General features: G+C 40.9%; 20 protein-coding genes. 8 read left to right on the forward strand and 12 right to left on the reverse strand.

Annotated features, from left to right (window positions below; genetic code table 11):
* Positions 1 to 56 precede the first annotated feature (56 nt).
* From pgk to tkt, 3 genes are all read right to left on the reverse strand, one after another.
* Positions 57 to 1,250, reverse strand: a complete 1,194-nt coding sequence (pgk, locus tag NNJ73_RS02135; RefSeq protein WP_254493190.1) for a phosphoglycerate kinase — start codon at positions 1,248 to 1,250, stop codon at positions 57 to 59.
* Positions 1,251 to 1,808: 558 nt separating this feature from the next.
* Complete coding sequence (gap, locus tag NNJ73_RS02140; RefSeq protein ID WP_139412467.1) at positions 1,809 to 2,816, reverse strand: type I glyceraldehyde-3-phosphate dehydrogenase; 1,008 nt, start codon at positions 2,814 to 2,816, stop codon at positions 1,809 to 1,811.
* A gap of 204 nt (positions 2,817 to 3,020) precedes the next feature.
* Positions 3,021 to 5,027 carry a transketolase gene (gene tkt / locus NNJ73_RS02145; RefSeq protein ID WP_254492509.1) on the reverse strand — a complete coding sequence of 669 codons (2,007 nt, stop codon included), beginning with the start codon at positions 5,025 to 5,027 and terminating at the stop codon, positions 3,021 to 3,023.
* A 336-nt stretch (positions 5,028 to 5,363) separates the two neighbouring features.
* Between tkt and NNJ73_RS02150 the strand changes: the two genes are divergently transcribed.
* Entirely contained in the window at positions 5,364 to 5,639 is a 276-nt protein-coding gene (locus NNJ73_RS02150; protein WP_005774573.1) for a DUF4164 domain-containing protein, read from the forward strand.
* Positions 5,640 to 5,651: 12 nt separating this feature from the next.
* Positions 5,652 to 6,035, forward strand: a complete 384-nt coding sequence (locus tag NNJ73_RS02155; RefSeq protein ID WP_254492511.1) for a cell division protein ZapA — start codon at positions 5,652 to 5,654, stop codon at positions 6,033 to 6,035.
* An 829-nt stretch (positions 6,036 to 6,864) separates the two neighbouring features.
* Here NNJ73_RS02155 and pyk read toward each other — a convergent pair.
* Both pyk and NNJ73_RS02165 read right to left on the reverse strand, forming a co-directional pair.
* Entirely contained in the window at positions 6,865 to 8,301 is a 1,437-nt protein-coding gene (gene pyk, locus NNJ73_RS02160; RefSeq protein WP_254492513.1) for a pyruvate kinase, read from the reverse strand.
* A complete protein-coding gene (locus NNJ73_RS02165; protein WP_254492514.1) occupies positions 8,298 to 8,786 on the reverse strand; it encodes a DUF1036 domain-containing protein in 489 nt (162 codons plus the stop codon). The genes pyk and NNJ73_RS02165 overlap by 4 nt, the downstream gene beginning before the upstream one ends.
* Positions 8,787 to 9,050: 264 nt before the next feature.
* On the opposite strand from NNJ73_RS02165, the gene NNJ73_RS02170 reads away from it, so the two are divergent.
* Complete coding sequence (locus NNJ73_RS02170) at positions 9,051 to 9,311, forward strand: DUF2312 domain-containing protein (protein WP_005774567.1); 261 nt, start codon at positions 9,051 to 9,053, stop codon at positions 9,309 to 9,311.
* 593 nt (positions 9,312 to 9,904) lie between these two features.
* On the opposite strand, the gene rimJ is transcribed toward NNJ73_RS02170, so the two are convergent.
* The 4 genes from rimJ to NNJ73_RS02190 form a co-directional block, all read right to left on the reverse strand.
* Positions 9,905 to 10,468, reverse strand: a complete 564-nt coding sequence (gene rimJ / locus NNJ73_RS02175; protein WP_254492516.1) for a ribosomal protein S5-alanine N-acetyltransferase — start codon at positions 10,466 to 10,468, stop codon at positions 9,905 to 9,907.
* 552 nt (positions 10,469 to 11,020) lie between these two features.
* On the reverse strand, positions 11,021 to 12,886 hold the full coding sequence (locus tag NNJ73_RS02180) for an ABC-F family ATP-binding cassette domain-containing protein (protein ID WP_254493191.1): 1,866 nt from the start codon (positions 12,884 to 12,886) through the stop codon (positions 11,021 to 11,023).
* The gene (locus NNJ73_RS02185; RefSeq protein WP_254492517.1) at positions 12,886 to 13,272 is read right to left on the reverse strand and encodes a glycine zipper domain-containing protein; all 387 of its coding nucleotides are present in this window, start codon (positions 13,270 to 13,272) and stop codon (positions 12,886 to 12,888) included. The genes NNJ73_RS02180 and NNJ73_RS02185 overlap by 1 nt, the downstream gene beginning before the upstream one ends.
* 103 nt (positions 13,273 to 13,375) lie before the next feature.
* A complete protein-coding gene (locus NNJ73_RS02190) occupies positions 13,376 to 14,011 on the reverse strand; it encodes a thiamine diphosphokinase (RefSeq protein WP_254492519.1) in 636 nt (211 codons plus the stop codon).
* A 150-nt stretch (positions 14,012 to 14,161) separates the two neighbouring features.
* On the opposite strand from NNJ73_RS02190, the gene NNJ73_RS02195 reads away from it, so the two are divergent.
* A complete protein-coding gene (locus NNJ73_RS02195; protein WP_254492520.1) occupies positions 14,162 to 15,721 on the forward strand; it encodes a M48 family metalloprotease in 1,560 nt (519 codons plus the stop codon).
* A gap of 137 nt (positions 15,722 to 15,858) precedes the next feature.
* Here the strand turns inward: NNJ73_RS02195 and NNJ73_RS02200 are convergent, their stop codons facing one another.
* Positions 15,859 to 16,770: an RNA polymerase factor sigma-32 gene (locus NNJ73_RS02200; RefSeq protein WP_254475021.1), complete on the reverse strand. Its 912-nt coding sequence runs from the start codon at positions 16,768 to 16,770 to the stop codon at positions 15,859 to 15,861.
* A gap of 586 nt (positions 16,771 to 17,356) precedes the next feature.
* Here NNJ73_RS02200 and NNJ73_RS02205 point away from each other — a divergent pair.
* The 3 genes from NNJ73_RS02205 (at position 17,357) to NNJ73_RS02215 (ending at position 20,195) form a co-directional block, all read left to right on the forward strand.
* Positions 17,357 to 18,943, forward strand: coding sequence for a hypothetical protein (locus NNJ73_RS02205; protein WP_254492521.1), 1,587 nt, complete (start codon positions 17,357 to 17,359; stop codon positions 18,941 to 18,943).
* A 21-nt stretch (positions 18,944 to 18,964) separates the two neighbouring features.
* Positions 18,965 to 19,306, forward strand: coding sequence for a ferredoxin FdxA (fdxA, locus tag NNJ73_RS02210; protein ID WP_254492522.1), 342 nt, complete (start codon positions 18,965 to 18,967; stop codon positions 19,304 to 19,306).
* 304 nt (positions 19,307 to 19,610) lie between these two features.
* Positions 19,611 to 20,195 (forward strand): CarD family transcriptional regulator, encoded by a 585-nt coding sequence (locus NNJ73_RS02215; protein WP_139412475.1) that lies wholly within the window; start codon positions 19,611 to 19,613, stop codon positions 20,193 to 20,195.
* A gap of 1,554 nt (positions 20,196 to 21,749) precedes the next feature.
* On the opposite strand, the gene rpmF is transcribed toward NNJ73_RS02215, so the two are convergent.
* Complete coding sequence (rpmF, locus tag NNJ73_RS02220; protein WP_005774555.1) at positions 21,750 to 21,929, reverse strand: 50S ribosomal protein L32; 180 nt, start codon at positions 21,927 to 21,929, stop codon at positions 21,750 to 21,752.
* Between the two features lie 442 nt (positions 21,930 to 22,371).
* Here rpmF and NNJ73_RS02225 point away from each other — a divergent pair, with 442 nt between their 5' ends.
* The gene (locus tag NNJ73_RS02225; RefSeq protein ID WP_254492523.1) at positions 22,372 to 23,274 is read left to right on the forward strand and encodes a polyprenyl synthetase family protein; all 903 of its coding nucleotides are present in this window, start codon (positions 22,372 to 22,374) and stop codon (positions 23,272 to 23,274) included.
* Positions 23,275 to 23,575: 301 nt separating this feature from the next.
* Here the strand turns inward: NNJ73_RS02225 and NNJ73_RS02230 are convergent, their stop codons facing one another.
* Positions 23,576 to 24,175, reverse strand: coding sequence for a hypothetical protein (locus tag NNJ73_RS02230; protein WP_254492524.1), 600 nt, complete (start codon positions 24,173 to 24,175; stop codon positions 23,576 to 23,578).
* Positions 24,176 to 24,225: the final 50 nt, after the last annotated feature.

Consider the following 24,225-nt stretch of genomic DNA (forward strand, 5'->3'; position numbering starts at 1 on the left):
GAACACACTCTACACGAGCGACACACAGTTTAAAAACTGCTTTTCAAATAATCCCTTTAATCCTGCATAAGGGCAAGAATTCCAGGAAGAACCTTCCCTTCCATCCATTCCAAAAAAGCCCCTCCTGCAGTTGAGAGATAAGTAAAATCCTTGGCAACACCCGCATGATTAAGAGCAAAAACCGTATCGCCTCCTCCTGCAATTGAAACCAACTTGCCCGTTAAACTCTGTTCTGCGGCATGGCGTGCAACATCAATTGTTCCTTTATCAAAGGGAGGCATCTCAAAAACACCAAGGGGTCCATTCCACACAAGGGTCGCAGCCTTATCTATGGCGCTCTTGATATGAGCAATAGAGCGCGTCCCAATATCCAAGATCATGCCATCTTCAGGGATATCGCCAATATCATAGAGACGATGCGGCGCATTTTTTTCAAAGCGAAATCCAACGATAGCATCCACAGGGAGTAGAAGTTCACAGTGACATTCTTGCGCTTTTTTAATGATTTTTTTGACCGTTTCCATCAATTCGTATTCACACAGTGACTTCCCCACATGAATACCTTGCGCAGCTAAAAAACTATTGGCCATCCCACCCCCAATAACCAAGGAGTCGACTTTTTCCACCAAATGATTGAGAACAAAAAGCTTACTGGAAACTTTTGCCCCTCCCACCAATGCGACTACAGGATGCGTTGGATTTCCAAGCCCTTTTTCTAAGGCTTGCAATTCCCCTTGCAGCGATCGCCCCGCATAAGAAGGCAACAAATGGGTTATTCCCTCCACTGAAGCATGGGCACGATGAGAAACCGAAAAAGCATCATTGACATAAAGATCCCCATTATGGGCTAAAGCTTCTGCAAAAGAACAATCATTCTTTTCCTCACCGGCATAAAAACGAACATTTTCGAGCAGTAAAACACCCCCATTTTGCAATGCCTCCACCGCGACCTGCACCACCGAACCAATACAGTCAGGAACAAAAGCAACCGGCTGTTTTATGATCTTTTCCAGCACTGGCACAACAGGGCGGAGTGAAAATTCTGACTCGACCTTTCCTTTGGGGCGACCACAATGAGAAAGCAGAATAAGCTTAGCTCCCCGCTTTTGCAGCTCAACGAGTGTTTCTTTATGTCGTTGAAGACGCGTGTCGTCACAAACTTTGCCCTGTGCCATAGGAACATTAAAATCCACGCGCACAAGGACACGTTTGCCCAAAACATCAACATCATCAAGCGTACGAAACCCCATCACTGCTTCCTCTTCACTTTCCATTGTTTCAAATAAAAACGCATCGAACAAACTTGCTTAATTTCATTTCCACTAAAACCTCTTCTTTGCTTTTGCACGTTCTATTTTTGCTTTTGCATGAAAAGAACCCACGACACCCCTTCTCTCAACTCTCTGTCTGAAAATCCAAAGCGCCCATCGTCAAGTTTACAAAAGCCCCTCATTGCTCTTAATCTTCTACATTCCATTGTTGCAAACAAATGCATTGGTTCCATTTTACTTTCACTAAAACGCTTTTTACTTTTATATAAAAGAGTTTACTTCTTTCGTTTTTTGACCTTTTCTCGAACATCATCTCGTGTCAGATGTTACTGTTTCATACAGCTTTTAAAAGCACATATCGCCTCGTATCAAAAAACGCCATCAATCTTTCAACAGCATCTTCTCTCTAGCACATAAAAACAAGAACCTCTCTCGACTTTCCCAAAAGAATGCGCCTTAATTTGTACAAAAACGAAGCTTTTTCTTAATAAAACTTTCTCCTATAAAAAGAGGACCCTAAGGTCCTTCTTATGGTGTCTATATTGTCTTGGCAAAAGCCACAGCCGTATCACTCATACGGTTAGAAAAGCCCCATTCATTATCATACCAGACGAGAACACGACAGAGCTTACCATCAATCACTTTGGTTTGATCATTGTGAAAAATCGCTGAATGCGGATTATGATTAAAATCACAACTCACAAGCTTTTCTTCTGTCGTATCCAAAATTCCCTTGAGAGGACCTCGTGCAGCAGTCGCAATAGCCGTATTAATTTCTTCAATTGTTGTGGAACGCTTAGCATTAAATGTCAAATCAACCACAGAAACATTAGGGGTTGGAACACGAATGGATACCCCATCAAGCAATCCCTTTAACTCTGGCAAGACCAATCCCACAGCCTTTGCCGCTCCTGTTGAGGTAGGAATCATCGAAAGAGCAGCCGCACGCGCACGATAAAGATCACGATGCATGGTATCCAACACAGGTTGATCTCCCGTATAAGAATGGATTGTTGTCATAAAGCCCTTTTCAATGCCCACCGTGTTATGCAAAACTTGTGCAACAGGCGCCAAACAATTGGTTGTACAAGAAGCATTTGAAACAATGCGATGCTCACTGCTTAAAGACTGATGATTAACCCCATAGACGACCGTAAGATCTGCACCCTCTGAGGGAGCGGAAACCAAAACACGCTTTGCCCCCGCATCTAAATGCGCCTTTGCTTTATCACGCGCAGTAAAAATACCCGTACATTCCAACGCGATATCGATATCCAAATCTTTCCAAGGCAATTGTGCAGGATCACGCTCTGCACAGACCTTTATTAAACCAGCCCCCACATCAATGGCATCTCCCACCACCTTAACGTCCCTCGGAAAACGCCCATGAACTGAATCATAGCGCAACAAATGGGCATTTGTTTCCACCGATCCCAAATCATTAATTGCGACCACTTCAATATCTTTTCGTCCACTTTCCATAAGTGCTCGTAAAATATTGCGTCCAATACGACCAAACCCATTAATTGCAACACGAACTGTCATTTCACATGTTTCCTCATTTAATTTTTTAAAGCATAACATTTAAAACACAACAAATGGGCATTTTCCAATCCCAAACTATGAATTCTCAAGACGTCAATATCTCGATCAATCAATCACTTATCCACAATAATCCACAACACTATCCACAACACCGCGCAGAGTATGATACCCTACAAACACCCTCACGCATGACAACACACGCTGTCATTTTGTCTTTTCTTCTTTGATCTTTTCCAGCTCTCTTTCAACAGTCGCAACGACATTTTCAAAAGTAAGACCAAAATGTGCATAGAGGTCATCAATTGTTCCACTCGCCCCAAAGCCCTCCATACCAATAAACACCCCATCACAGCCAATAAAACGGTCCCATCCTTGAGCAACAGCAGCTTCAATCGCGATTTTAATCGGCGCATCGCCAATGAGAGCCCGTTGATAGGAGCCAGACTGTTGAGAAAAGAGTTCAAAACAAGGCACAGAAACCACACGGGTTGGGATAGCTTTTTCTTCTAAGGCTTCCCGTGCTTTGACCGCAATTTGTAATTCTGAACCAGAAGCAAACAGTGTCACTTGCGCCTCATCACTGGCCGTTAACAATTCATAAGCCCCAAGCATACAGAGGTTTTCTTCTTCATACTCTTGACGCAACAGCGGTAGATTTTGTCGGCTCAAAGCTAGAGTTGAAGGCGTCCCGCGTGCTTTCAAAGCCAATTGCCAACACTCAACTGTTTCCATAGCATCAGCAGGGCGAAACACAAGATGATTAGGCATGGCGCGCAGGCAGGCCAAATGTTCCACGGGTTGATGGGTCGGACCATCCTCACCAAGCCCAATAGAATCATGGGTCATGACATAAACCACCCGCAACCCCATAAGAGAAGATAAACGCATGGCAGGACGCATATAGTCAGAAAAGCATAAAAATGTTCCCCCATAAGGAATAAAGCCTCCATGGAGAGCAAGCCCATTCATGATAGCGCCCATGGCATGTTCACGAATGCCATAATGGAGATAGCGCCCTGAAAAATCATCTGTCGTGATACTTTTCATCTGGCTGCTTTTTGTATTATTAGAGCCGGTCAAATCAGCAGAACCACCAATGGTCTCATGAACGACCTCATTGATCACTTCCAAAGCCATTTCCGAAGCTTTACGCGTAGCAACAAAGGGACGCTCTTCAACAAGTTTCTGTTTATAAGCATCCACAGCGCCATCAAATCCGCCCACGAGATCACCACGCATCAATCTTTCAAATTCCACTCGCTCTGAGACAGGAAGAGCGTCCAATTTTTCTTCCCACTTTTGTCGCTTTTTAGCAGCATTAAGCCCTGCCAAGCGCCAATTATCGAGAATATCGGCAGGAATAACGAAAGGCTCTGCCTCCCACCCTAAGGCGATACGGGTCTCAGCAATTTCTCGCACACCTAAAGGGGCTCCATGAACTTTATTGCTTCCCGCTTTATTAGGCGCCCCAAAGCCTATTGTTGTTTTACAGGCAATCAACGTTGGTTTATCACTCTTGCGTGCTGCTTCAATAGCTTGTGCGATGGCGGCTTGATCATGCCCATTCACTTTGAGTGTATTCCAACCGGATGCTTTAAAACGGGCGATCTGATCTGTACTATCCGCAAGGGAAATTTCTCCATCGATAGAAATATTATTATCATCCCACAATACGATAAGCTTGTGCAGTTTTAAATGTCCTGCCAAGGAAAGTGCTTCTTGTGCAATACCTTCCATCAGGCATCCATCCCCCACCAACGCATAAGTGTAATGGTTGATAAGATCACCAAAACGGGCATTTTGCAACCGTTCTGCAAGAGCCATCCCCACGGCATTCGCCAATCCTTGTCCCAAAGGTCCTGTCGTGGTTTCAATTCCTGCCGCATGCCCATATTCTGGATGACCTGCAAGCTTTGCCCCTAATTGGCGAAAATTTTTAAGATCCTCAAGTGAGATATCTTCATAACCAGAAAGATACAGCAGCGCATAAAGCAACATAGATCCATGTCCTGCTGATAAGACAAAACGATCACGGTTAGGCCAACGAGGATTTTTGGGATCATGAGCAAGGAATTGCGTATAAAGAACCGTCGCAATATCAGCGGCTCCCATTGGCAAGCCGGGATGACCAGAATTGGCTTTTTCAATCGCATCAATAGCAAGAAAACGGATAGCATTGGCCATCTGATTCTGTTGGAGGGTGTTTGTCATGAATGATCGACCATTTCGTTAATTACGTTATACTGTTGCTTTTTCCGTATTCTCTTAAAGTTCCTTAAGAAATACTCTTTTTAACCATCAGCGTGAGACTTTTTGTCATCACTTCCATAACATTAGTAACACATTCCCCTCACGCATCCTGTATATCCATGTCATTTATGCCAATACGCGTAAAAAATCCAGCTTTTAATTTATATCCATCCCCTGCTTTGCTTGCTAAAATATCCTACATACTTAAAAATAAAAGAGACACCATATAAGAATGTAAGTGATTCGTTTTTGCATAACGCATTGATAAAGGATATAATTACCCAAAGGACAAAAGCAATGAACCAAGAGACTACGGTTCTGCAAGATGCTCTAGAGCACCTAGAAAAAGCACTTAGAACCTTAGAGATCACCATAATAAACCGCAACGCCGTTATTGATAAAAATAACGAATGGGAAGAAGAAATTCAACGAATGAATGCTGACCGCAGCCATCTTGCCCAAGCGCTTGACAAAGCTGAAGCTCAAATTGAACGCTTAGAATCTGTTAACAAAGAAGTTTCCAAACGTCTTATTAAAGCAATGGAAACGATTCGTGTCGTCATTGATAGATAAAGGTTTGAATGTATGGAAACAGTTTCCGTTACCATTGATGGTAAGAATTATCGTATGGCTTGTAATAAAGGACAAGAAAGCCATCTTATTGCGCTTGCAGCACAATTGGATCAATATATTTCCCATTTAAAGAAAAATTTTGGAGAAATTGGCGACCATCGTTTATCGGTCATGGCGGGCATAATGATTATCGATGAAATGGAAGAAATAAAACGAGAAAATAAAAAATTACAAGAAAGCTACGATGCTCTTTTACGACTCCACAATGAAAAGGAGCGCGCCATGGGAAGAATTATGCGTGACACCACACAACGCATTGAAAAGCTCACCAACCAATTGCTCAAAGATGATCAAAACAGCACAAACATTCAAGAACAAGAACAGGAAGACTTTTAAACACCCATCATCGTGCACTCAGCAAGCCGATTTAACTTACCTTCCGCGCCTCAAAAGGCATAAAACTCTAAAAAACGCATACACATAAACAGTTCGATTTCTTATCAAGAGGATTCCAATAACTGATCACGCATAGCTCTCATGGAATTGACTTCAATTCTCCTCAAAAAACCTCTCTTGAATATTTCATTGACACACAAACACTTCATACTTCAAAGAATCCGCCTTATACCACTAGGCTTCCAATGAAATATCTTGCACAACAAACGACCAAAACCAACATCCCCAAACCAACGCTATTGTAAAAAAAATCATAATGCATAAAGCCAACTGCTTTTACATAAAAACGATGCATGCAAAGCCTATTTTTTAAAACACATTCACCCATCACTTTATTCTCATACCTGACCTTCATGATTTCTGAGGACACATAATTTTATTCAATTCTATTTGCAAAAGTTTCACCCATTCACAAAAGCTTAAAGTGAGAAAAATTTTAAAGCTCTCATTCCAACAGCAAAAGAATGAATTTTCATGATCAATGAATCTCTCGCTTGTAAGAGATCAATAAAGCGATCTGAAACATATCTAAAAAGATGATAGAAAAAAAATTTTCACCATAGGCAATCATCTTCAAAACGAACAGTAAAATTACAACATCATCGCACCCCACCCCAAAACTTAATACCCAAACCCCATACGACCATACTGTTTCCACAATGGGCGATAAAGCAATAATCGGTCTATTGGGACGCTCCGAGAAGCGCGTAGACCCGTTGTTCCTGAAGCCCATTCAAAGGCGCATGAAAAAACATTATGTGTAAACGGATCAAATCCCCTTCGTTCCATCTTGAGAGACAGAGGCAATACGCAAAAGGTTTGTTGCACCAGGTGTTCCAAGGGGAACACCAGCTGTCACAAGGAAGCGCTCTCCCCCTTGGCAAAAACCTTCCTGAAAGGCAATGGTTGCTGCACGATCAACCATATCCTCTAAATTCTTTGCATCCTCAGTGACCACACAATGAAGCCCCCAAACGAGTGCCAAACGTCGTGCTGTTTCCACAATGGGCGATAAAGCAATAATCGGTCTATTGGGACGCTCACGAGAAGCGCGCAGACCCGTTGTTCCTGAAGCCGTATAGGCAACGATAGCGGCGAGTGAAAGTGTTTCAGCAATCTGACGCGCTGCAAGAGAAATCGCATCCGTCCCTGTTGATTCTGGTGTTGGATGTTGTGCTCCAACCTGAGCAGCATAAGTATGATCTTGTTCAATTTGCCGCGCGATTTTGTCCATCATAAGCACCGCTTCTTCCGGATAACGACCAGAAGCAGATTCAGCCGACAACATCACCGCATCTGTTCCAGCATAAACCGCTGTAGCAACATCCGACACTTCTGCACGCGTTGGCACAGGAGATGTGATCATTGATTCGAGCATTTGTGTTGCCACCACCACCGGTTTTCCGGCTAAACGGCAAGCTTTAATCAACTCCATCTGAAGTGCAGGAACCCTTTCCAGAGGCATTTCCACACCGAGATCTCCGCGTGCAATCATAATACCATCAGAGACTTCAATAATCTTCTCTATATGCTCCAAGGCTTGAGGCTTTTCGATTTTAGCCATCAAAGACACCTTGCTTTTTGTTAACCTGCGCACCGCTATAATATCTTCTGGACGCTGAATAAAAGAAAGAGCAACCCAATCAACAGGCAGCTGTAACAACGCCTGAAGATCAGCTTTATCTTTTGAGGTCATCGAATCAAAAGGCAAAATTGTATCCGGAAAACTCACACCTTTTCGATCAGAAATACGGGTTCCAGCAACCACGCGACACTGAACAAAATGATCATTACACACTTCAGCGCGCAGTTCCAACTTTCCATCATCAATTAACAAGCGATCTCCTGGTTTAAGTGCCGAAAAGACATCTTCATGAGGGAAAAAAACACGCTGTGCATCGCCAGCCACATCGCGATGATCTAATGTAAAACTTTGCCCGACACGCAAATCTTCTTGCCCTTTGTCAAAACAACCAATACGCAGTTTTGGTCCCTGAAGATCTACTAAAATACCAATGGGTCGGCGAACCGTTTTTTCAACCTCCCGTATCGACTTGACCAAATCACCCAGTGTGTCACGATCCGTATGACTCATATTAAGGCGAAAAACATCTGTCCCTGCCCTAAAAAGCTTCTCAATCATTATACGAGAAAAAGAAGAAGGACCGAGAGTCGCAATAATTTTTACTTTACGAGCCCGTTTCACGGTGGAGAATTTCCTGAAAGAGAAGAGGCAACTGAATTGTTGAACAAAGAATCATCCGTCAACTGTACCATCCAACTGGTTTGATTACCGGTATCGATTTCCTTAAACTCAGCCTTTTGATATCCTCGAGGGAAACAATCATGAACCCCTTGAATGGTAAATTGGCTATCTTGCACACACATGGTGACAGAGCCTGCCCAGCTTCCTTTTTTTTGTGCCCCTTCCGCATAAAAATAATAAAACCGCGAGGCAAGAGGTCCTTCGATTAAAGTTTTACATTCTGTCACGGGAACCACCCACCAGCCTTCGCTCACCCACCCTGAAAAGGTACGATATCCAAGAGCAACCCCTACAGACTGTTGGGTTGTATTACACACCCTAAAGTCAGCCTTTGCATAAACAACAAGGGAAAACAAAAGCAAAATGCTCAAGAGAAAAACCTTTAATCTTTTCTGAAATGCCCAATATTGTTTTTTCAAAATCACAAAACTTCCTCTATAATGTCAATTCTCAAAACAAATCATACATCTCTTTTTTCAAAAGCCATTCACGTCTAAAACATATATTTTTATATTTTTCTTTTTATCGCCCTTTTATCAATACATATATCTTAAAAACTTTACAAAATATTTAAAGTCAATTTGTAAAAAAACTATGGTACTTGATTGATTTTTTATTTTTCAAGTTTTTCCAACATAAATTTGTCATCGAAAAAATAACTTAAAACATATAACCTGGAGAAAAATACAATGAATGATACAGTAACCGATCAAACACACGCTATATCCGTCAACCAATTACGCTCTTTTATCGAACGAATTGAACGACTAGAAGAAGAAAAAAAAACCATTTCCGATGATATTAAAGACGTCTACACGGAACTTAAAGGCTCTGGTTTTGATAGCAAAGCTGTTCGAAGCATTATACGGTTACGTAAAAAAGAAGAGCATGAACGAATGGAAGAAGAAGCGATCATTGAACTTTATAAAAATGCGCTTGGGATGAATTAACAACATTGATAACATTGGAAATTTTCTTAAGAAAATGGAAAAAAACGCGTGAATGCACAAAAATTCTGCCAACCATGAGCAGTTTGTATCAAATATGAAAAGTTCATATAACTTGTGACGAGACGACTTCACAAGATGCATAAGATTTTAACAGCCCTCACATTTGAAAGGATTCATGAAAAGCGCATTTTTACGTCTTATTCTTCAATTATTTTTATCCACAGGAGCGTTTGTATCCATAGGGAGGGTATTTTATCCATATGGGTCTCCCTTGTAAGCCAACCCCATAAGCCAACCCCACTTGTGCATGCCAATAAAGCGTTTTGAGTCCTTCAACCTAAAAACAGGTGTGAAATGAAGAATGAAGAAAATCTTGCGCTATTGAGGACTCTTAATTTAAATTGCAAAACAATGAATGATGATGATCAATCAATTCATTGTCTAGGATAAAAAACATTTAAAGGGGTCAGCAGCAGAAATTCTCTCAACAAGGGGCTGAACTGTTTACAGAAGAGAGATGGTTAAGAATCTGCATCTTGTTAAGATCGTGAAAAATTCGGTATATTTAGATATCTAGTAAAAAGCCTCTAGCTTTATTCAAATCTATTGACGGGCTCATAAAGGTCATTGATTCGAGAGGTTAGAATATGATCTCTCCATTTTCCAGAAATCATCAAATAATCTTTGGCATAGCCTTCTTTTTCAAAATGAAGGCGCTTTAATAAAAGTTCGCTTTTTATGTTCTCAGGTCTATAATTTGCCATCACTCTATGCAGGTGATAGACTTGAAAGATATGGCGTATAAGAGCCGATAAACTCTCAAACATAAGACCTTTGCCTTGTTGTTTCTCATCAAGAGAAAAACCAAGATGACAGGCTTGAAAAACACCACGAACCACATTTGTGAAGTTTACAACACCGATGATTGTGTTTTCATTTTTGAGTCGTACGGCATATCGATAGGCTTGCCCTTGTGCGCTTTCATCAGCAAATGCATTGGCGCGTGCTTGCCAAGCTGTTAGAGTGTAGTAATCGTCAGATCTCAACGGTTCGAAAGGACGCAGATGATTCGCATTCCGCAAGTAATAAGAAGACAGTTCAGCAGCATCTTCTACACCAATCAATGTGGAAATTGTTCGCTTTGTTTTAATTGCCATCATTTTCTCCTCCTAGAAATGCTACAATCACACGTTGATTTGTCGTGACATATCATCATGTTTAAACTTAAACCGTAACATCGAATACCTTACGCTTTTCGCATCACAACACTTTTCACATGAGAATCAATGAGGATCATATTCTTGTTCCTTCATAAACAGGATTGGTGTGTTGAAGGTATAAAACAAAAACAAGAAAATGCTTTTTATCAATGCGCTCAAGCGCCACGAGTGATAACAAACATTGGGGACTTGCAAAATGTTTGAGGGTGCTGCCCTGCTTGCATACAGGACATTTTGAAAAACGCACCGCACCAATAATTTTTTCTTTATCAAGAATTGTGCAAAAAAGCCAAACATAAACAGTAAAGCTTGCTTCAAAATCCCATTAACCAGCCCTATGACTTTGAACCGCAGTCAAAAGTATGTTTCTACAATCGGCTCTTTATGAACTCATAAGGCACTGTGGTCGTTTTTTAATACACTCAAGCGCTTCTACATAAAGTGATGAGACAATAGGAATCTCTTAAAATGCTGAGAAATGATGAGACATTAATGTGAACACGCTTCTATTTCTTCGCGTAAAATTTCAAGTTCTAGCCATTCTTCTTGCTTTTGTGTGCAAGTCATTTTCTTTTTCTCCAACGCTGTTGATAAATGCTCAAAACGTTCTTTATCACTGCGATAAAGAGTTGGGTCAGAGAGCTCTTGTTCAATTTTTTTTATTTCATTTTGCAAAACAGCGATTTCTTCAGGCAATTTTTCCAATGCATAAACCTGCTTATAGGACAATTTTCTTCGTGTTTTTTTCTCTCCCGCACTATTCAAGCTAGGATCTTTTGATGAAGCACTTTTTCCGCCCTCTCCTGCGCAAGATTTTGCAGATGCTTTACGGTTCGATAATTCTATTTCTTTGCGTTGTAAACGGAAAGCCTGCTTATTTTGCGCCATCATATCACTATAGCCGCCCGCATATAAAACCCAATGACCATCGCCTTCCGGTGCCAACATATGCGTTACCGTACGATCTAAAAAATCTCTGTCATGGCTAACCAACAACACAGTTCCCGCAAAATCAGCAATAAATTCTTGCAACAAATCCAAAGTTTCCATATCCAAATCATTGGTTGGTTCATCAAGAATTAAAAAGTTTGCCGGACGCGACAGAAGGCGTGCAAGCATGAGTCGTGCTCTTTCTCCTCCGGAAAATTCTTTAAGGGGAGTGCGCGCTTGTTCCGGCAAAAATAAAAAGTCTTTCATATAAGAAACCACATGCCGTTCTTGTCCATTGATCACGAGAGTATCGCCCCTTCCTCCCGTTAAATAATACGCCAAAGTTTCTTCTTCATTGAGAATACGTTGCTGATCAAGCAATGCCATGGAGAGGTTATAGCCATGCCTCACCGTCCCACTATCCACGGCTTCTTGCCCAATCAATGTAGAAAGGAGCGTTGTCTTTCCAATCCCATTAGGTCCTACCAAGCCAATTCGATCCCCCCGCTGGATGCGTAAAGAGAAATCTTTCACGATAACGCGATCCCCATAGGATTTTGAAATTTTTTTTGCTTCGAGCACCAATTGACCAGAATCATGAGTTTTAGCAGCGCTCAACAGTGCACGTCCAGGCTGCCCCTGATAGGTTTGATGACGCTGTCTTAAGTTTTTTAATTCACTCAAGCGCCGTACATTACGCTTACGGCGTGCTGTTACCCCATAACGCAACCATTGCTCTTCACGGACAATTTGACGCCCCAATTTATGCTGCTCGAGTGCTTCTTCTTCCAGAGCTTTATCGCGCCAACTCTCAAATTCTGAAAAACGCTTTTCCAATCTTTTCGTTGTCCCACGATCAAGCCATACCGTTGAACGCGTAACATTTTCCAAAAATCGTCGATCATGGGAAATCACCACAATCGCTGAACGCAAAGAAGACAACACGCCTTCCAACCATTCAATGGTTGGTAAATCAAGATGATTGGTTGGTTCATCTAAGAACAAAATATCGGGTTTTGCTGCAATTGCCCGTAACAATGAAACACGCCTCTTTTCACCCCCCGAAAGCGTTTCTAATTTTTCCTCACCGGAAAACCCTAAATTTGTGCGAAGCGTATTGCTCCATTGGTCATCAGATGTCTGGTCCAGCCCCGCTTCCATATAAGCGTTAATATCGGCAAAACCTGAACAATCCGGATTTTGAGCGACATAACGAAGTGTTACGCGAGGGTGGCGAAAAATTTCGCCACCATGAGGCTCTAATATTCCTGCGGCAATCTTTAACAGGGTCGATTTTCCACAACCATTACGGCCGACCAAAGCAATACGCGCTCCCTGCTCAACCGATAAACAGGCTTGGTTGAGCAAAGGCGTTATTCCCACGTTTAAGAAAATGCGGTCAAGCCGCAGTAATGGCACCGCCATTAACGAACGCGGTGCGGACAAGGTGCTTGATACATCACCCCTCTTGCATCACGATAGGTACATAATTGACGTACTGGGACTCTTTGCGCACAAGGTGCTTGGTAAACATGTCCTCTGCGAGAGCGATATGTGCACAATTGTGAAGCTTGTCTTTGTTGTCTTCTTTGATTTACAGCCTCACCGGTTACTGTTCCAGCCAAAGCACCAAATGCCGCACCAGTAAGCGCTGCTCCAGGCGTACTTCCAGCAATAGCTGTTCCAGCCAAAGCACCAATTGCTGCACCCCCTACACCGTAACGTGCAACGCGTTCATCAGTTGTTGTACAAGCCACCGAACTGAAACCAATCGCAGAAACGACGGCCACTTTTAAAATTGATTTTAACATAGCAAAACCTTTCCTTCTCAAGATCAATACATAATATATCGTTTATGTCGGCACTTAAACACTCAGCCCCCCCCTGCCTTATTCAAAATATATTGGAAGAGCTTTACGGAATAGGCACAGACGCTAACAATATAGCTTTTCCAGAACCTAAATGGCAAGAAAAGGTTCCACAAATACGGTTAGAAAGTGTTAAAGAAGAGCCAAATGACACATTTTTATCACAAATTGGCCATTTTACCCCTTCAAGCGTTAAGCCTTGTAAGTCAGAAAACCCAATAAGACTAAACAAACACTCTTGAGGCAAATCATATGACACAAGTTTTGGCACAACCGGCCAACCTTCTTCCAAACCGCTTGTTAACAACACTGAAATGCCTTTCTCAGCCATCATCAACGCTTGTGTCATATGAGAAAGGCTATGATCACTTCGCTCCCCTCCCAAAGCCCCGCACAAAATCAGCTTTTTAGCCCCCTTTTGTAGCGCTCTTTCACAAGCCAAAGCACTATCGGTCATATCTTTATCAGAGGGAAAAACCTCACGCGGAATATGGCTGTATTTGCCAATCAGAGTCTGATCAGACGAATCGAAATCCCCTAACCACAACTCAGGTATCACGTTAAGTGCTGCCGCATGACGCATCCCACCATCCGCAGCAATCACTCGACTGTTTTGAATTTGATTAAGCAAACGATCAGTGATAAAAAGGTCTCCGTTTAACAATATCGTAAATGTTGTCATGCCATATTTTGCCTTTCACAAAATTCTATTTTCTCTCACACTCCTTTATCCATGAGAGCTATTTTTATAAACAATCACCGTGATATAGCCAAACGAATCCTTAATCCTTAAAGCTTCTCTTAAAAAAACACACACGATATAAAGATACACATGAAATTTGCCAAATTACCCCGCAGAAACAACCTGTACCGCGACCCAACACTCTCCATTTTTCAACGAAATTTTCTTTTTCGCTCTCTGCCTTATAAAGCAACTTTCCTCAGTTTAATGCTTCTCCTTTCGGCTTGTCATATCCCCCTTTCTCAAAATGATAAGCTCTCTTCCAATTCTTCTGAAACAATCAAACGTACCAACAATGACAATATCTATGTCACATTAAGCGCTCTGCAACACCCCCGTATTTTGCAAATGTATGGTGGCGCCTATCATGATACAAAACTTGAACGCTTTTTAGCAGAAATTATTCGTAAACTAACCATTGCCTCCCACCATTCTCCTCAAAGCTATCGTATCACAATTTTAAACTCAGCAAGTGTCAATGCATTTGCGCTCCCCAATGGCTCCATCTACATCACCCGTGGTATGCTGGCACTCGCCAATGATTCTTCAGAAGTTGCTGCCATTTTAGCCCATGAGATGGCCCATATCAGAGCTAATCATGGCATTTTACGCTTGAAAAAAGAAGCCGAATTGAAGATGACAAACCATCTGTCTCCACGCTTTCTTTCTTCTATGGGCAAAAATCACAATCCCATACACAACAAGCAACAACTTGCGCAATTTTCCCGCAATCAAGAGCTAGAAGCTGATTCCCTTGCCCTCGAAATGCTCCAACAAGCAGGATATGATCCCTTTGCTTCACCGCGCTTTCTTCAAACAATGGAAGCCTATAGTGCTTTTCAGAATATTTCTGGTACCCCAAATGCTTCCTTAGATTTTCTAGCCTCTCACCCCACCACCCCTCAACGCATTCGACTTGCGATAGAAAAAGCCCGTAAAATCAGTAAAGAGAACCATCAAATCATCGATCGTGATTCTTTTCTCAGAAGCATTGATGGCATGACTTTTGGAGGAAGCTTTTACACAGGGTTTGTACGAGGCAACCAATTTATTCACCCACAATGGCGCATCGCTTTTTCTGTTCCCAACAATTTTACAATAGAGCATTCAGCACACACAGTTTGGGCGAGTGGTCCCAATAAAATTGCGATTCGTTTTGATGCTGTCCCCTATATTGCTGGAATGTCTGCAAGTGATTATTTGAAAAGCGGGTGGATTATCGGTCTAGACCCATCATCTATCCGCCCCCTTACAATTCAAGGGCTCCCTCATCAAGGACACTTAAGCCAAAACTTACTTGGAGCACAAGCCCGTGCGATTCATGAGCAATGGCAATTTGATGTGGTTGTCATTCTATTCAATAATCATATTTTTCGTTTTCTGACGGCAGCTCCCTATAATTCTCAAAATTTTGCAGAAATTGCCCAAAAAACGATCCAAAGCTTTCACCCTCTTTCAACTTTAGAGTTAAAAAAATTAAAACCCTTAAAGATCAGTATTGTCCGCGTTAAACAAGGAGAAAATGTTGCAAACCTTGCCAATAAAATGCAACACACACCAAACAAAGAAAAACTCTTTCGGATTCTCAATGCCCTCTCACCAACTCAAACGTTACGCGCTGGTACAAAAGTGAAAATTATCACCGAATAAAGCTCCTTTTTCATCTGCGACAATCTTGATTTTTTGTCTCTCTTTAATCACGTCTTCCCCACACCTATTCGCAAATGCAACCAGCTTCCTCATGCCCTACGCCTCCGCACCTCCCCCCTCACAAAGCCTTTCATGGCTTATATATCGTAAGCATCTTCTGAATGAACCGTAAGAAGAGCAGAACGCAATTTCTGCAAAGCCCGTGCTTCAATTTGACGCACGCGTTCTTTCGAAATTCCTAATTTTTCACCCAAGACTTCTAAAGTAGCCCCCTCTTCATTTAAGCGACGAAAGCGAATAATTTCCAGCTCCCGTTCGTTGAGAATTTGCAACGCATCGTAAAGCCATTGCGTCCGCCGTTGACCGTCAATCACTTGCTCAATTAAAGCATCAGGAAGAGGGCTCTCATCGACCAAAACATCCATCTTCGCAATGGGATTATCACTATTCTCAGAAACAGAAACGCTCAAGGAATTATCCGAACTGGAAAAACGAAAGTCCATTGTTTCCACATCGCGTACGGAAACACCGAGCTTTTCAGCGATTGTACGAAAAATATCCTGTTTTGACAAAGCACTATCATCTTGTACCAGTTTTGCGCGCAAACGCCGCAGATTAAAGAAAAGTGCTTTTTGCGAAGAACTCGTTCCCCCTCGAACGATTGACCAGTTTCGCAAAATATAATCTTGAATAGAAGCCCGTATCCACCATGTTGCATAAGTTGAAAAACGCACTTCCCGATCAGGTTCAAAACGCGCAGCCGCTTCCAACAATCCCACATACCCTTCTTGTACCAAATCCCCCAAGGGCATTTTGAAACGTTTAAAGCGGTTCGCAATAGCAATCACCAGACGCATATGAGCTGCGGCAATTTGATGCATGGCATCATCATCGCGTTTATCTTTCCATCGCAGAGCCAAATCATGCTCTTTTTGTCGTTCAAGATAAGGTGCTTGCATAGCAGAACGCATCATATTCCGTCCTAAGCTTTTGTCTGCATCGCCATAATTTTTGCTGCTTTTATAAACAGCATTTGAAAGATTACCCATAATAACCCCTTGCGATTAAAATTATCAAAATTGATTTGGTAACGACATCATTGTTCTTTCTTAAAAAGAACTCAAAAGTTGTCCGCTTGTGTGCGCACTACTTTAGCGTGTAAATTTATAATCGCAATTGTTTTTTTCATGATCATGGTAAAACTTCTTGTCATAAGACATAATTTCACCTGCAAAATGCCCCTACAATATGCCTTTTAGCCTATGAAATATTTGAAAAAAACTTTCTCTTCACTTTTCATGACAAAATAGTAAAAAAAAAATAAAATGCTCAGACAAAATACATGCTGTTTTTTTTGATGACCGATTCCATTTCCTTTTAATTTTAGAGAATCTGTTTATGCTTTTTACGCTTTCAGCTTTACATTACAACTAATAAGTGTAATCTACAAATATAAACTATCCCAACTGAATAAAAACTGAATAAAAAAGCAGCCTCTAAGTTTTAAAGACGCAAAAAGAAACATCAAAAAACGACAAGAATGATTGAAGCAAGCGCAACAAACGTGTTAAAGAAAGAACAGCATTATGGAGTTGTCGCAAAAGGCTTTTTACCAGTGTCACACTGAGAAAGAAAATGATCATGGATAGCAAGATTGTTCAACAGAATGAGATTCTTCAGGATGATATTCTCATTGAAAAATACGGAAGGGGTAAATTTGAAGGTTTTCGTTTTTATGCCAACAAAAACAATAGCGATCAAACAGGTGAGCAGCAATGCTCAACAGAGAATGAGAGTTTGATTCTTGCGTTTTCCAAACGTGCGACGCGTTTTTGTGCTTGTGCAAATGGTGATTTTGCCCTCAGTTCTGATGGCATTGTGCGCTGGATTGGTCAACCTGTGGGGCAACTTGTTGCGACAGAAGATTTTTTCAAACCCAAACTGATTGTTTTAGCAGACACACAACTCACCGGAGAATCCCGCGATAACGTCATAAAACGATTAGAACGCTTTGTAACCTTTCATTTTGAGACAGCTTTAAAGCCCCTTTTTGATTTGCGCAATGCCGATAATTTAACAGATTCAACCAGTAATCTTGCCTTACAACTGTTTAATGCTTTAGGGGTTTTACCCCGCCGCGAAGTTTTAGACCTTGTCAAAAACCTTGCGCAAGAATCACGTGCCGTACTTCGGCGTCTAGGTGTGCGTTTTGGTGCTTTTCATATCTATGTTGCCGGAATGCTTAAACCCGCTCCGGTACAAGCCATTACTCTTTTGTGGAACCTTCAAAATGCAGGACAAGACCAAACGGGTTTGGATAAAATTTTTACAGCGTTATCTGCTGGTCGTACCTCTTTAATTGTTGACCCTACCTATAACCGCCAATTTTATCAATTAGCCGGTTACCGAATCTTAGGACAACGTGCCGTACGGATTGATATTTTAGAACGTCTTGCCAATCTCATCCGCCCCGCCCTTCAGTGGAAACAAGGAAGTGATCCCAAACCCGATGGCGCCTATGACGGCAAAAGCTTTTTTGTAACCCCAGCCATGATGTCCATTCTTGGAGCCAATGGAAGCGATATGGAAGAAATCCTCAAAGGACTTGGCTACCAATCATACAGCATAAGCAATACTGTTTTTGAACAAAATCTTCTTGCACAGCAAAGCTCTTTTTCTGTGACTGCGACAACACAAGAAACTCACCCCGCAGAATGCGTTGGCAGTCTATGGCAAACAATCAGAACTTCACAAACAACACAAGAAGAAAAAAATCCCTCAACTCTGAATACTTTATCCTCTCATATTGAAAAACAGCCCCATAAAACCAATCGTTTACCAGCAGCTGAACCTATTGGAAATTTTGCCAAGCCCACTCTCCCTCTCGCGGAAGATAAAGTTATTTTATTATGGCATTATAGGCATCAATTTCACCACCACCCACAAAAAAAACGTGATAAATCTGGACATAAGTGGAAAAATAAACCAAAGAGCGCTGTAAAAAGAAGAGACAATGCGAATGGAAATTTCCTTCAAGAGGCCCCCTCACCAACAAAACGTTCTCATAAGTTTCATAAATCCCAAGGCAAGCGTGCAAATTATAAGCCTTTTCAAAAAGAAAAACATCTTAACCCAGATTCACCTTTTGCAAAATTAGCTGTACTACGCGATCAACTCACCAATCATAAAGACACACACACACTTTCCTCTAAAGAGCATTAAAGTAACAAATGGAGTTTGATCTTGACCCACGTCGTAACCGACAACTGCATTCACTGCAAATATACGGATTGCGTTGAAGTTTGTCCTGTTGATTGTTTTTATGAAGGTGAAAATATGTTGGTCATTCATCCTGATGAATGCATTGATTGCGGTGTTTGTGTGCCAGAATGCCCGGCAGAAGCCATTATACCAGATACAGAACCAGGACTCGAAAAGTGGTTAGAACTTAATCTTCATTATGCAAACAAATGGCCTAATCTGACGACCCGAAAAGAACCTCTTCCTCAAGCCAAAGAAATGGATGGCGTTCCAAACAAATTAGAAAAGTATTTTTCAGAAAATCCAGGAAGTGGAGAAGAGTAATGCTACAATGTACAGCGCTCTCCTTCAACAATTGAAAGACTTCTCTTGTAAAAATAAAAAATCCTCAAGCGAAATGATTGATTCTTTTGAAGTTTGATGTTAGTGTTATTCTAGCATGATCATCTTTCTAAGTATTTTTCTTTGCTTTTTTTAGTAAAGCAATGTATTTTTTTTGGATTTAAAAGTACTCGGCTTTTATGCTCACTTAATTGGTACAATATACTTGGTTAAAGAAAACTCAACCCTCAGGTTTATAACCTGTTTTCCGATGCATTTGTTGATCATAAGGGAGTAAAATAAAATTATGGCATCCCAACATGGAACGTCCTCAAAGACTAAAGAATTTGCAACCTCTGAATATATCGTCTACCCCACGCATGGCGTAGGACAAATTATAGCGATTGAAGATCAAGAAGTTGCAGGACATAAATTAAAACTTTTTGTCATTCATTTTGCGAAAGATAAAATGGATGTCAAAGTCCCCATTGCAAAAGCCCTTTCTGTTGGAATGCGTAAATTATCTGCTGGAGATTCCGTCGAACGCGCGCTAAAAGTCTTACGCGGAAAAGCACGCGTTAAACGAACCATGTGGTCCCGACGTGCTCAAGAATATGATGCTAAAATCAACTCAGGAGATCTTATTTGTATTGCTGAAGTGGTCCGTGATCTTTTTCGCTCTAACCTACAGCCCGAACAATCCTACTCTGAGCGTCAACTTTACACTGCTGCCCTTGAAAGAATGGCTCGTGAAATTGCGGTTATTAATAGCCTTTCTGAAACAGAAGCAATTAATCTTATTGAGATGCACCTTTCCAACAAGCCAAAACGCGAATTTAAAACTGAAAGAGAAGAAAACGCTGAAAACAGCGAAGCTGTCTACGCGGCATAATACACTCTTTCATAACAACAGGATATTTTGATAAAACCAGCTCTTTGCTGGTTTTATTTTTTTATCATTCTCTGAATTCTCCAGGAGAAAATTTCTTAAAGCACCAATCAACACTCTAACTTTTCGACCCATTCCACTCGCCACCGCTTCATGCGTTTTACTTCATAGCGAGCTCATTGACTCATCATCATAAGATATCATTTTTATCTTCAATCATCAGTCTAAATACAGAAAGCTTCTCTCCCATTAAAACATTCAAATTCCCCCTCACACATCCCATGTAATTCAAGATATTGATTTATAAAGATAATTTATAATTTTGTCTTATATTGAATTACCCCCCGAATATCGTAAAGTTCTTTTGTTTCCAACCTATTCTATGTTGAATCAATTAAAAACACTCGCTTAGCCGTTACAAGCGGGGAAGTTATGTGAGTAAAAACTTTACAAAAAAAGCATGTCTCTTATGAACCATTTCAAGAGTTAAAAGCTATTCACAACACCCACGAGCGAAAAATGTATAACAATGCTCGCTTGCACTTTTATGCAGCTTAAAGGCAAATAAATTTTTTATTATTTCACGGGGTTATCATTATACCCTTCACGAAGTACTGTCGCAAAATGGGCTGAAAAGCACACTGAGAGAGGTGCTTTAAAAAAAAACGCGTAGATGTACAACACAAGTATATTCCGTTTGGAGCGTTTTATTTATATGATGGCTGTGATCTCATCAAAGAATAAGAAAAGCATGAAACAAATCGTCATCTCCATTCTTTAAAAGACACTGCACACAAATATTGTCTCTCAAGAAAATAAAAAAATCACCCCCCCCCAATAAAATCATCTCTCTCAACAAAAGCTTACCCTCTATTCTAGGAAATAGCAGAAAATGCACGCTTGAGAACGCGCATTCACCCATCAATCAAAAGGATTACCAGTATAGACAGAGAGATAAAAGACTAAAATCTTAACCCCTAAAACGGAACGTCCACGATACATTTCCGTTTTCAAATCAATGGCCCATTTTCAAATCAATGGCATGAGAGCGACGCAAGGTCACCTCAACAGCCACCTCAAAGCAGAAAATGCACGCTCGAGAACGCGCATTTACCCATCAATCAAAAGGATCTTACCGGTATAGACAGAGAGATAAAAGACTAAAGGCTTAACCACTAAAACGGAACGTCCACGATACATTCCCGTTTTCAAATCAATGGCCCATTTTCAAATCAATGGCATGAGAGCGACGCAAGGTCACCTCAACAGCCACCTCAAAGCAGAAAATGCACGCTCGAGAACGCGCATTTACCCATAAATCAAAAGGATCTTACCGGTATAGACAGAGAGATAAAAGACTAAAGGCTTAACCACTAAAACGGAACGTCCACGATACATTCCCGTTTTCAAATCAATGGCCCATTTTCAAATCAATGGCATGAGAGCGACGCAAGGTCACCTCAACAGCCACCTCAAAGCAGAAAATGCACGCTCGAGAACGCACATTTACCCATAAATCAAAAGGATCTTACCGGTATAGACAGAGAGATAAAAGACTCAGTCCTTAACCACTAAAACGGAACGTCCACGATACATTCCCGTTTTCAAATCAATGTGATGAGGGCGACGCAATTCACCAGAATTTTTATCCTCGATATAAGTCGGCGCCTTCAGAGCATCAGCCGAACGGCGCATGCCCCTCTTCGCTGGAGAGGTTTTTCGTTTAGGTACAGCCATAAAAAGACACTCCAAATCCATTAAAATAGAAAAAGCAATGTCAAAAATGACAATGCTTCATTTAAAAACACCATAAAATTCGAGGGCATTATATACTGATAAAAAAGAAGAGGCAATGTGAAAATGATCTTCCTCTTACCAAAAATAACCTTCCTTTTATCAAAAATGATATCACAATGACCAAATGAAGAGCAAAAGCACCACAAAGTTTATGAGTTTTATACACCCATGAAAGTATTTTCATAAGACTAACATTTAATTTTTTATTTAGCATTATTTTATTTGGCTTTAAAAGGAATTTGTGCATACAGTAAAGATACGCATAATAAAAAGAAATTGATTTTTAATAAAAACCTACATCCATTGATGAACACAAGAAAAAGCAATAGTCTCTCTCTTTGAGCGTCATCATTTCATTTTCATAAAAACAAAGGAAGCAAGAATGCACGAATTTACCACCCTTCTTGCAAAACATGGTCAAAGCGTTGAAAATCGACTGAGCACACTGTTAAGTGATCACATCCAAACTGGTGAAATTTCACGCCCCGAAAACTTAATCAAAGCCATGCGCTATGGGGTGCTGAACGGAGGAAAACGCCTGCGACCTTTTCTTGTGATTCAAAGTGCTGCACTTTTTGATATCCCTGTAGAACATTCACTTGATGTTGCATGTGCCTTAGAATGTGTTCACTGTTATTCACTCATTCACGATGATCTTCCAGCCATGGATAATGATACCCTCCGGCGTGGAAAACCCACTGTCCACATAGAATTTGATGAAGCAACAGCAATTCTAGCAGGCAATGCGCTCTTGACATTTGCCTTTGAAATTATTGCCCATAAAGCCAATGCGCTGTCGACAGAGATGAGAATAAAATTGATCACAGCACTTGCACAAGCATCAGGACTTGGTGGTATGATAGGGGGACAGATGCTTGACATTGAAGCAGAAAAAAGACCACAAGAAAGTACTGACATCATCACCCTACAGCGCATGAAAACAGCTTCTCTGATAAGCTTTGCTTGCCAAGCAGGCGCCATCATTGGCAATGCATCAGAAGAATTATCGACAAAGTTGACGGCTTTTGGGACCTACCTTGGTTTAGCCTTTCAATTAACCGATGATCTTCTTGATGTTACTGCCACCACACAGACTTTAGGAAAAACCGCTGGGAAAGATGAAACAACACAAAAGGCAACTTTTGTTCGCCTTTATGGCATTGAAGAAACCCAAAAAAAGCGAGATGCCCTCATCACAAAAGCAGAAACCCTCTTACACCCTTTTGGTATCAAAGCACTCCCTCTCCAACGAGCAGCTCGCTTTAGTGCAACACGTAAAAATTAATAACGTCATCCGCCCTATTGTACAGAGCCTACACTGTCCTCTTTATTAAATGTCCAAGAGATTTTTCAAAAAAAACTTACCATTGATCTCCATGATATTATTGGTCCCATCATTCAATGAATATAACAAACCCTAAGGGGATGTGACAAACCTTAAGAAGGGATTTCATGAAAACAAGCACATGAACTTATAAAACAAATGCATTCTAGACATCCTGTTTTGCCTAAAAAACAAGAGAAAAAACGAAGAAATATGCATTCCACCCATTAATTTATAATATTTTTAATGTGCTCGCTCGCTGTCATTTATACATTCCTCTTGGTTGCATCATGTCATATATTGTGTGGAGCTCTATGCAAAAACGCGCTATTTGTTTAGTGTTTTCATTATTATCGGTTCTCATACGAGACACGAGATCAATTATTTGTGCTTTGGGGCTCATACCATTTCCACTTGAAGAATTAAGAAACTTTTTTGCATAACCCATCATGGGATCGGCAGAGTTCATAGACATATTATAGGCCCAAATAAAATCGCTTTCTCTCCAATTATAGTCATTACGCAAACTACTTATGACATTGAGTAACATATCTGCTGATATCCCTTCATTATAATCCCCGCGCAATAAATCAACAAAGCGACCACATAAAACAATAAGGATATGACGATGTCGTATAACGTCAAATTTGGGTGCTATATTCTGATAGCCATGGCTATATACAAATTTTTTTGCTTGTTCCTCCTTTTGAAGATGTTCAAAAGCCCCATAATTTTGACTGATATATTCTTCGTAAAGTTTATTGTACTTCTCTAGACTATCGACGCTCGTACACCCTAATAATACGGATACAAAAAAAAGAGTTATAAATGTTACAAGAAGCGTTATGGAGAATGATTTCATCGCTTTAACCTTTTAATAACCATAATTTTTTGGCTTTACTGATTCCTATT

Origin of the sequence: Bartonella sp. B1099, from assembly GCF_944801835.1 — a bacterium.
GTDB lineage: Bacteria > Pseudomonadota > Alphaproteobacteria > Rhizobiales > Rhizobiaceae > Bartonella.